Origin of the sequence: Pseudoalteromonas sp. GW168-MNA-CIBAN-0100 (genome assembly GCF_040309225.1) — a bacterium.
Taxonomy (GTDB): domain Bacteria; phylum Pseudomonadota; class Gammaproteobacteria; order Enterobacterales; family Alteromonadaceae; genus Pseudoalteromonas; species Pseudoalteromonas arctica.
The window spans coordinates 1-267 of sequence record NZ_JBEOOL010000625.1 but is presented as its reverse complement, the minus strand read 5'-3'; the positions used below and the strand labels follow the sequence as shown (position 1 = coordinate 267).

General features: G+C 38.6%; 1 protein-coding gene. It reads right to left on the bottom strand.

The genetic code is table 11. From position 1 onward, the window contains the following. Positions 1-267: zinc-binding dehydrogenase (locus AAEY62_RS22725; RefSeq protein WP_350636681.1), on the bottom strand; the 267-nt coding region annotated here is incomplete at both ends.

The following is a 267-nucleotide window of genomic DNA, read 5'->3' as shown; positions in this document are numbered from 1 at the left end:
ACTCTATACTACGGTTTCTAAGTGTTGATGTATGAAACGAGATACGTTTTTGCAGTAAACGGGCAAAATCAACTTCAGCAAAACGACCATCTAAAAATGCCAGCATTACAATTTGGCAATCCATAGCCGCAACAGCCGCATTTTTGTTTAAATAACTACCCGAAACAGGATCTACAATTGTGTTAGCCGTTAGGTTATTAGCCTTCATATATTCTACAAAATCAGTGGTTTTATAGTTTATAGCATGATCGGCGCCCAGTGCTTTGG